Origin of the sequence: Micromonospora sp. MP36 (genome assembly GCF_008119785.1) — a bacterium.
Classification (GTDB): domain Bacteria; phylum Actinomycetota; class Actinomycetes; order Mycobacteriales; family Micromonosporaceae; genus Micromonospora.
In genome coordinates this window covers 1-9,575 of record NZ_VSFA01000172.1, presented here as the reverse complement: position 1 = coordinate 9,575, position 9,575 = coordinate 1, and the positions used below count along the sequence as shown (strand labels likewise).

At 71.5% G+C, this 9,575-nt stretch carries 5 protein-coding genes and 1 pseudogene; 2 read left to right on the top strand and 4 right to left on the bottom strand.

The window, feature by feature from the left end:
- Positions 1 to 32: 32 nt before the first annotated feature.
- The 3 genes from FXF52_RS39085 to FXF52_RS39075 all read right to left on the bottom strand — a co-directional run bounded on the left by FXF52_RS39085 (position 33) and on the right by FXF52_RS39075 (position 4,214).
- Positions 33 to 1,595 carry an AMP-binding protein gene (locus FXF52_RS39085; RefSeq protein WP_148804699.1) on the bottom strand — a complete coding sequence of 521 codons (1,563 nt, stop codon included), beginning with the start codon at positions 1,593 to 1,595 and terminating at the stop codon, positions 33 to 35.
- A gap of 217 nt (positions 1,596 to 1,812) precedes the next feature.
- Complete coding sequence (locus tag FXF52_RS39080) at positions 1,813 to 2,547, bottom strand: hypothetical protein (RefSeq protein WP_148804698.1); 735 nt, start codon at positions 2,545 to 2,547, stop codon at positions 1,813 to 1,815.
- 146 nt (positions 2,548 to 2,693) lie between these two features.
- Positions 2,694 to 4,214, bottom strand: coding sequence for an SLC13 family permease (locus tag FXF52_RS39075; RefSeq protein ID WP_148804697.1), 1,521 nt, complete (start codon positions 4,212 to 4,214; stop codon positions 2,694 to 2,696).
- Between the two features lie 336 nt (positions 4,215 to 4,550).
- On the opposite strand from FXF52_RS39075, the gene FXF52_RS39070 reads away from it, so the two are divergent.
- Both FXF52_RS39070 and FXF52_RS39065 read left to right on the top strand, forming a co-directional pair.
- Positions 4,551 to 5,714, top strand: a complete 1,164-nt coding sequence (locus tag FXF52_RS39070; RefSeq protein WP_148804696.1) for an alanine--glyoxylate aminotransferase family protein — start codon at positions 4,551 to 4,553, stop codon at positions 5,712 to 5,714.
- Between the two features lie 49 nt (positions 5,715 to 5,763).
- Positions 5,764 to 8,694: an FAD-binding and (Fe-S)-binding domain-containing protein gene (locus tag FXF52_RS39065; RefSeq protein WP_222870921.1), complete on the top strand. Its 2,931-nt coding sequence runs from the start codon at positions 5,764 to 5,766 to the stop codon at positions 8,692 to 8,694.
- Between the two features lie 67 nt (positions 8,695 to 8,761).
- On the opposite strand, the pseudogene FXF52_RS39060 reads toward FXF52_RS39065, so the two are convergent.
- A pseudogene (locus tag FXF52_RS39060) lies at positions 8,762 to 9,575 on the bottom strand (malate synthase A); the annotation flags it as partial.

Sequence of the window (9,575 nt, the reverse complement as noted above, 5' to 3'; positions counted from 1 at the left end):
GTAGCTCACGGCCACCTGCGCCCGGTCGGACATCAGGGCACCAGCTCCCCGGCGAGGTAGCGCCGCCGGGTCTCCTGCCGGCGGGGCTTGCCGGAGGTCGTCTTCGGCACGGCCCCGGGGCGCACCCGGACCACGTCGGCGACGGACAGCCCGAGCCCCTCGGCCACCGCCGCCCGCACCGCGTCGGGCACGCCGTCGGCGGTATTCGGCGCGCACTCGACCACGACCACCACTTCCTCCGTCTCCTCCCCCGGCCGTGTGAACGCCACCGCGCCACCCTCGCGGACCCCCGGCACGGTCGCGGCCGCCCACTCCACCCGCTGCGGGTCGGTGTTGGCCCCGCGCACCACCAGGAGGTCCTTGGCCCGGCCGGTCACGTAGAGGCCACCGTCGTCGAGGTAGCCGAGGTCGCCGGTGCGCAGCCAGCCGTCGGGACGGAAGGTGTCCGGTGCCGGCTGGTCGAGGTAGCCGGCGGCGACCGAGGGCCCGCGTACCCAGATCTCGCCCACCTGCCCGGCCGGGCACGGGGCCCCGGCCGGGTCGACCACGGCCACCTCGTGACCGGGCACCGGACGGCCGCAGTCGACGGTGCCGGCGGCGTCCGCCCGCAGACCGGCCGCGAAGCTCACCGCGAGCGTCGCCTCGGCGAGCCCGTAGCAGGGCGTCAGCGCCGCCCGGTCCAGACCTGCCGAGGCGTACGCGGCGACGAAGCGCTCCAGTGTCGGCGCGTTGATCGGCTCGGCCCCGCAGGCCAGGACGCGCAGGGCGGACAGGTCCAGCGCGGCGACGTCGTCGGGGCGGGCGCGCCGGGCCGCCAGCCCGAAGGCGAAGCTCGGACCGAACGTGACCGTCCCCCGGTACGCCGACACCGTGCGCATCCACAGCCCCGGATCGCGCAGGAACGAGACGGTCGGCAGGTACACCACCGGGACACCGGCGGTCAGCGCGGCGCAGCCGAAACCCACGAGGCCCATGTCGTGGTGCAGCGGCAGCCAGCACACCCCCACGTCGCGGTCCGGGTCGAGGCTGATGCCGGCCCTGATCGCGGCGCTGTTGGCGGCGAGGGAGCCGCGGGTGACCAGCACCGCGCGGGACTGTCCGGTGCTGCCGCTGGTGAACTGGGCGTACGCGGGCCTTTCCGGCGGCAGCCGCACCGGGGCGGGGTGGACGGGTCCGTCCGCCATCGCCGTGACGGCAACGGCGACCGTCCCGGCTCCGATCGCGTCGATGCTCCCCGGCGGGCCGCACACCAGGCGCGGGCGGACCAGCGCGAGCGCCTCCTTCACGGTGGTGCGCCAAGCGTCGCGGCGGCCGACCGGCGGTGGCGGCGGCAGCGGCACCGCCACCGCGCCCAGCCACAGCGATGCGAGGAACATCGGCAGGAACGCCTCGGGATCGCCGGCGAACACGCCCACCCGGTCGCCGGCCCGCACGCGGTGAGCGGCGAGGGCGCCCGCGCGGCGGCTCACCGCGTCGCGCAGCTGGCCGCGGGTCAGCGTCACCGACGTGGCGTCGTCTCGTCGATAGATGTGCGCGGGACGGTCGTCACCGGCGTACGAGTCGATGACGTCCGCCACCCAGCGCGGGCCCCGCATGACAGCTCTCCCCCAGTCCACCGGCACCCGCCCGGTTCGGGATGAGCATCGTCAACCGGGGCTGACAGGGTCAATCATGCAAATGTATGGCCGCGGGAGGCTGGTCGGCGGCGGTGCGCCGACCGCTGGGCAGACTCGTCCGGCCTGCCGCCCACCGGTGACGACGTCCTCGCACGTGCGGCGGGCGCACCGGCCTCGTCGTGTCAGCGATCGGCAGTCACGCGAACCGCACTGTCACATCTCCTACAGTGGAGAAGACGGCACGCCAGGTCCCCGGACCTTGCACGCTTTCGTTGCAGAACGATCCCGTGATCACCCGCTGACCGGCGTCGAGTCCGCGGCCGTACCGGTGCAGCAGCGCGCAGAGGCGCGACAGCGACAGGAACGGGTCGTCCATCGACGCACCGGGGGTTCGGGTCGCGACCTTCCTGTCGTCCTGCCACAGGTCGACGGTGGTCCCGGTGAGGGTGGACGGCACGGGCGCCTCCGGGCCCACGACGATTCCCCAGTTGCCCAGGCCGTCGGCGATGGTGGTCGGGTCGTCCGCGTGCGCACTCAGCCGACGTTCGTTCAGTTCGAACGCTGGCGCGACCGCCCGCACGGCGGACCTCGCGGCTGCCGGATCGATGTCGCCGCGCAACGGCGCGCCCAGCACGAGGCACAGCTCCGGCTCCAGGTAGCCCGACCTGATCCGGTCGTGCCCCACCGTGTCCCCGGAGCCGAGCGTACGGCTTTCGAGGAGATAGCCGAACGGGCGAAAGCCCTCCCCCATCACATCCCGACGGGGCCCGGAGGTGAGGCCCACTTTCCAGCCGGCCGGTCGGTCGCCTGCCGCCACCAGCCGGTCGAGGACGGCCAGTTGCAGGCCCAGCGCGTCGTGGCGGTCGTAGGCGGCGGCGTTCGCGCCGGGGCCGGCAACCCCGTCGAGTCGGGCGTCGACGAACGCCTTCACCAGTTGCTCGTCGTACACGTCGCGTCCTTTTCGGGTCGGTGCATCGGGTGTCCGGGCCGCCAACGGCGGCAGGGAGGGACCCCACCCGTCCCTCCCTGCTGCCCTGTCAGTCCGGCCTTCGGTGTGCCGCGGCGTTCGGGTGTGGGTCAGAGCCAGCCGGGCACAACGAAGATGAGCCAGGTGACGATCGGGATGATCACCACCATGCTGAAGCCCCAGCGCATGAGGCCCTTGTACACGTAGTCCCGCTGCTCCTCGGTGGCGTTGGCCACGGTGAGCGCCCCGCTCGTGGAGTAGGGGCTCGAGTCGACGATGGACGACGAGAGCGCCAGCGCGGTGATCAGTCCGACTGCTCCGACGGAGTTGCTGCCGGTCAGGAACGGGACGGCGAGCGGAATCAGGGCGCCGAGGATGCCGGTGGTCGAGGCGAACGCCGAGACCGCGCCGCCGATGAAGCAGATGACGAGCGCGGCGATCAGCGGGGCACCGATGCCGGCGACCTCCTCACCGAGCCACTTGATGGTGCCGATCTCCTGCATGACGCCGACGTACATGACGATGCCGCAGACGAGCAGCACGGTGGGCCAGGCGACGTGGTTGACGGCGTTGCGGGCCGACTCCGGCGAGAGCAGGGTGAGGATCGCGGCCACGGTGACGGCGACCAGGCCGACGTTGAGGTCGAAGAAGAGCGCGGCGACAGCGAGGCCCAACAGCCCGACCAGCGTCATGATGCGGTCGCGGTCCAGGCGCAGCGGCGCCTCGGCCTCGGTCGCCGGCGGCGCGGTGGTGGTGGCCCCTCCACCGGACCTGGCCGCCTGGGCGGGCACGGGCCCGCCGGCCGTCCCCTCGCTGACCGCGACGGCACCGGCGGCCGGTCGGGCGGCGGCGGCTCCTTCGTTGGCCAGGCTGACGCCCGAGTCCGAGGCCGCGTCGTTGTCGGGGTCGGAGGCCGGCTCCGGGCGCCGGTCCCGGGTCGTAACGGCGCGGGCGTCAGTGGCCAGCTCGGCCTCGTCGAACGTGCCGAGGCCGGTGTCGACGGCCCGGCGGGTGAGCAGTTCCCGGCCGCCCCACATGAAGAAGGCGACGAGGCTGATGGCGAGGTTGACGAAGAAGGAGGCCAGGAAGAGCAGAGTCGGGTTGCCCGGCAGCCCCGCCTTCTCCACCACGCCGTTGGTGATGCTGCCGAAGATGCTGATCGGTGAGAAGCCGCCGGCACTGGCGCCGTTGATGATCAGCAGGCCCATCATCAGCGGGTTGATCCGGTACCGCCGCGCGAAGCCCAGGCCGATCGGGGCGATGATCGCCACGGATGCCGGGACCACCGCGCCGATGGCGGTGAGGCAGGCGGTCACCAGAAACATGATCCATGGGATCAGGCCGACCCGGCCGCCGACGAGTCGAACCGCGGTCTGGACGAGCCAGTCCACTGTGCCGTTGGCCTTCGCGATGGCGAACAGGTACGTGACGCCGACGAGGATGACGAACAGATCTCCGGGGAAGCCGGCGAAGATCGCATCCGTCTTGTCGCCGAGGTCTGCTCCGTCGAGGACGGTGATGCCGACGATGAACGCGGCGACGATCGCGAGCGCGCCGAGATTCACCGGTCGAACCGTGGCTATCAGGAAGATGACGGCTAGGACGAGGATCGAGACGAGTTCTACCGACATGGGAACCTCCCGGTTGGGGGTGCATCTCGACGCCGACCACTGGGGTGGGGCTGGGGGGCGGCACCCACCGGGCAGGGTGAGGTAACACGGGCTTGTTTCCACGATGCGAAAATCGAATTTCGTTTCGGGGAGTATGTGCCATATCACATCGACGGTCAAGAGCGCCTGAACGACCAGGCCCACCAGATGTCCACAGGGGATGGACAACGAAATGTCGCCGGACGCATCCCGGCAGGTCGATGCTTGCGCTCCCCCGGCTGGTCGTTGATACGGTCTCCGTCATGCGGTAGACGACTTCCGCATGGCGGACTTTCAAGAGCTGAGAGGTAGCTCGGTATGACCCCCACCGGCCGTCACTTCCTCCAGATCCCGGGCCCCACCAACACGCCGGAGCGGGTGCTGCGCGCCATGGCCGCGTCCACCATCGACCACCGTGGCCCCGCGTTCGCCGAGCTCGCGCGGGAGGTGCTCGAGGCCGTCAAGCCGGTCTTCGGCACCACGCAGTCCGTCGTGGTCTATCCGGCGTCGGGCACCGGCGCCTGGGAGGCCGCCCTGGTCAACACCCTCAGCCCGGGCGACCGGGTGGTGTGCTTCGAGACCGGCCACTTCGCGACGCTGTGGCAGGACATGGCGCGCAGACTGGGCTTGGAGGTCGACTTCGTGCCCGGCGACTGGCGGCACGGCGTCGACCCGGAGACCGTGGCCGACAAGCTGCGCGCCGACGCCGCCCACCGGATCAAGGCCGTCCTGGTCGTACACAACGAGACCTCGACCGGCGTGACCAGCCGGGTGGCCGAGGTACGACAGGCGATCGACTCCACCGGCCACCCGGCACTGCTGCTCGTGGACACCATCTCGTCCCTGGGCTCCATCGAGTACCGGCACGACGCGTGGGGCGTCGACGTCACGGTGGCCGGCTCCCAGAAGGGCCTGATGCTGCCGCCCGGGCTCAGCTTCAACGCGATCAGCCAGAAGGCGCTGAACGCGTCGAAGACGGCACGGCTGCACCGGTCGTTCTGGGACTGGCAGCCGATCATCGAGGCCAACACGAGGGGCTTCTTCCCGTACACCCCGGCCACCAACCTGCTCTACGGGCTGCGGGAGGCGCTGCGCATGCTCGAGGAGGAGGGCCTGGCCAACGTGTACGCCCGCCACCAGCGGCACGCCGAGGCGACCCGGCTGGCGGTGCGCGGGTGGGGCCTGGAGGTGCTGTGCGCGGACGAGCGCGAGCACTCGGGCTCGCTGACCGCCGTCCTCGTCCCCGACGGGCACGACGCCGACAAGATTCGCGCGCTCATCCTGGACCGGTACAACATGTCGCTCGGTGCCGGCCTCGGCAAGCTCGCCGGGCGGATCTTCCGGATCGGCCATCTCGGCGACTTCAACGATCTGATGCTCGCGGGCACCCTCGCCGGCGTCCAGATGGGCCTCGTCGCCGCCGGGGTGCCGATCGACACCAGCGGGATCAACGCCGCCCTCGACCGCCTGCAACGTCCCTGAGTCGCCCCGGATCTTGTTCGCGCCCGGCCCGCAGAGGAGGTCAGCAGCCTTGACCGTCAGTGACAATCGCATCGGCCGGGACGTCGAGGAACTCGGCCGGGACCTGGCGCGGGACCTTGCGCACGCCCTCGACGGCGAGATCGGCTTCGACCCGTACACCCGGCACCTGTTCTCCCGCGACGCGAGCATGTACGCGATCGAACCGATCGGCGTGGTGTTCCCCCGGCACGCGGACGACGTCGCGGCGGCCGTGTCACTGGCCGGCCGGTACGGCGTACCGGTGGTGCCGCGGGGCGCTGGCACGAGCCTCGCCGGACAGACGATCGGACCCGGCCTGGTGCTCGACCTGTCCCGACACATGCACCGCATCGTCGACATCGACCTCGATGCCCGGACCGCGCGGGTGCAACCCGGAGTCGTGCAGGACCAGCTCAACCGGGCGGCCGCCCCGTACGGCCTGATGTTCGGGCCGGACACGTCCACCAGCAACCGGGCCACCATCGGTGGGATGCTCGGCAACAACTCCGCCGGCAGCGGGTCCGTCCGCTACGGCATGACGGTCGACCACATCCGGGAGCTCGACGTCGTGCTCTCCGACGCCTCCCGGGCCCACTTCGCGCCGCTGGACCTGGCGGAACGGACCCGCCGCGCCGACCTGCAGACCCGCGAGGGCGACCTCTACCGGCAGCTGCCGCCCCTGCTGCAGACGTACTCGGCCGCCATCTCGACGGACTTCCCGGCGTACTGGCGGCGCGCCTGCGGCTACCGCCTGGACCGGCTCGCCGGCGACCCGTCGTTCAACCTCGCCCCGTTCGTCGTCGGGTCGGAGGGAACCCTCGTGATCGCTACTGAGGCCCTCGTGGACCTCGTCCCCAAGCCGCGCCGAACGGTGATCGCGGTCGGTCACTTCACGTCGGTCCTCGGCGCCATCGAGGCGACCGAGGACGCGCTGGCCTGCGACCCGGCCGCCGTCGAGATGATGGACCGCACCATCCTCGACCTGTCCCGGCAGAAGATCGAGTACGCCGACCTCGGGCGGACCCTCGAAGGCGACCCGGAGGCACTGCTCTTCGTCTCGTTCAGCGGGGACGACGAACGGCAACTCGTCGGTCAGCTCGACCGGCTGGCCGCGCTGTGGCGCCGGCACGGCCACGGCTACCACACGCTGCGCGCCGAGACGCCCCAGCAGCAGGCGCCGCTGCTCAAGGTACGCAAGTCCAGTCTCGGCCTGCTGATGGCCGCGGGCAGCGGGACCCGGCGTCCGCTCGCGTTCGTCGAGGACACCGCGGTCGACCCGAAACACCTCGCCGACTACACCCGCCGCTTCCGGAAGGTCCTCGACCGGCACGGTCTCCAGGCCGGCTTCTACGGGCACTGCTCGGTCGGTTGCCTGCACATCCGGCCCTTCGTGGACGTCAGCGAGCCGGAGCAGGTCGCCGCGATGCGCGCCGTCGCGGAGGAGATCAAGGATCTGGTCCGGGAGTACGGCGGGGTCAACTCCAGCGAGCACGGCGACGGCCTGGTCCGCAGCGAGTTCAACCGGGAGATCTTCGGCGACGAACTGTACGAGGCGATGCGCACCGTCAAGCGCATCTTCGACCCGGAGAACCTCATGAACCCGGGCAAGATCGTCGACGCGCCGTCGATGACCGAGAACCTGCGGGACGCCGCGCTGCCCCCGGCGCCGCCGATCCGGACCCGGTTGGCGTTCGACGTCGTCGGGGGCATGCGCGGGGCGGCGGACCGGTGCATGAACATCGGGCTGTGCCGCAAGAGCGCGACCGGGGCCATGTGCCCGTCGTACATGGCCACGCGGCAGGAGGAGCACGCCACCCGGGGGCGGGCCAACGCGCTGGTCAAGGCGCTCTCCGAGCCGGACCCCGCGGCGGCGCTCGGTGACGAGCGGCTGCACGAGATCCTCGACCTGTGCCTCATGTGCAAGGCGTGCAAGAGCGAGTGCCCGCTCGGGGTGGACATGGCCTCGCTCAAGGCCGAGGCCCTCGCGCATCACCACGACGTCCACGGGGTGCCGCTGAGGTCGCGGCTCTTCGGCGCCATCCGCCTGCTCAACCGCCTCGGCTCGGCGGCGGCTCCACTGTCCAACCTGCCCGGCCGCGCCCGGCCGCTGCGCCTGCTCATGGAGCGCGCGGTCGGCATCACCCGGAACCGTCCGCTGCCCGCGTTCCAGCGGCGCAACCTCGTCCGTTGGTTCCGCCGCCACGCCCGCCCCGTCCACTCGATGGCGCCGCAGGATGAGGTGACCCTGCTGGCCGACTCCTTCACGACTTTCACCGAGCCGGGCATCGGCCGGGCGGCGGTCGAACTGCTGGAGGCCGCCGGCTGGGCGGTCCGGCTGGAGAGCGGCGGTTGTTGTGGTCGGGCCAGTTTCTCCAAGGGCCTGCTCGACGATGCCCGACACAAGGCGGGATCGCTGGCCAGGAGGCTGGTCCGCTCGTCAGAGTCCGGATCTCCGATCGTCGGGTGCGAGCCCTCGTGCATCCTGACCCTGCGTGACGAACACCGGCAACTGCTCCCCGACGACCCTGCCGTGCGGGACGTCTCCGGCCGGGTGAGGCAGATCGAGGAACTGCTGGTCGAGGCCATCGACGCCGGCCGGCTGCGGCTCGGCGAGTCGGAGTTGTCCGGTCGGCGCGTCCTCTACCACGGGCACTGCCACCAGAAGGCCGAGGTCGGGACGGCGGCCACCGTGGCCTTGCTGCGCCGCATCCCTGGCGTCGAGGTGGTCGAGCTGGATGCCGGATGCTGCGGGATGGCGGGATCGTTCGGGTTCGAGTCCGAACACTACGACCTGTCGATGACGGTGGGCGGCGACCGGCTCTTCCCGGCCATCAACGCCGAGTCACCCGACACCGTGGTGGCCGCCACGGGCGTGTCCTGCCGCCAGCAGATCCGGCACGGCACGCAGCGGGTCGCCTGGCATCCGCTCGAGCTGGTCCGCCGGTCGTTGTCCCCGCGGTGACCACCCACCGTCGCGCGGGCCGGCCTCGGTGGGCCGCCGTGGCAGCCCACCGGGGTTCGGCCCGGGCTCACTTCTCGGCGGAGACCTGGTAGGCGGGGAGGGTCAGGAAGTCGGCGTAGTCGTCGGCGAGGGCGACCTCGAGCACCAGCCGCCGGGCCTGGGCGAACCGCTCCTCGTCGAACTGCTCCTTGCCCAGACCCTCGCGGATCGTGGCCAGTTCCTCGTCGAGGATGCGCTCGACGAGGTCGCGGGTGACCGTGGCACCGGTGTCGAGTGTGACGTCGTTGTGCACCCACTGCCAGATCTGCGAGCGGGCGATCTCGGCGGTCGCCGCGTCCTCCATCAGGTTGTTGATGGCCACCGCGCCGTTGCCGGCCAGCCACGAGGCGAGGTACTGCAGCGCGACGCTGATGTTGTTGCGCAGCCCGGCTTCGGTGACGGCGCCGGGCGTGCTCCGCACGTCGAGCAGCTGATCCGGGGTGACGGCGACCTCCGCACGCAGCCGGTCGAGCTGGTTCGGTCGGTCGCCGAGCACGCGGTCGAACACCGCCTGGCAGACGGGCACCAGGTCGGGGTGTGCCACCCACGAGCCGTCGAAGCCGTCCCCGGCCTCCCGCTCCTTGTCCTCGCGGACCTTCGCCAGCGCCACCTGGTTGACCTGCGGATCGCGCCGGCTGGGGATGAACGCCGCCATCCCACCGATGGCGAAGGCGCCACGCTTGTGGCAGGTGCGCACCAGCAGTTCGGTGTAGGCGCGCATGAAGGGGGCCGTCATGGTCACCGAGTTGCGGTCCGGCAGCACGAAGTCGGCGCCGGAGTCACGGAAGTACTTGATGATGCTGAACAGGTAGTCCCACCGGCCGGCGTTGAGGCCCGACGCG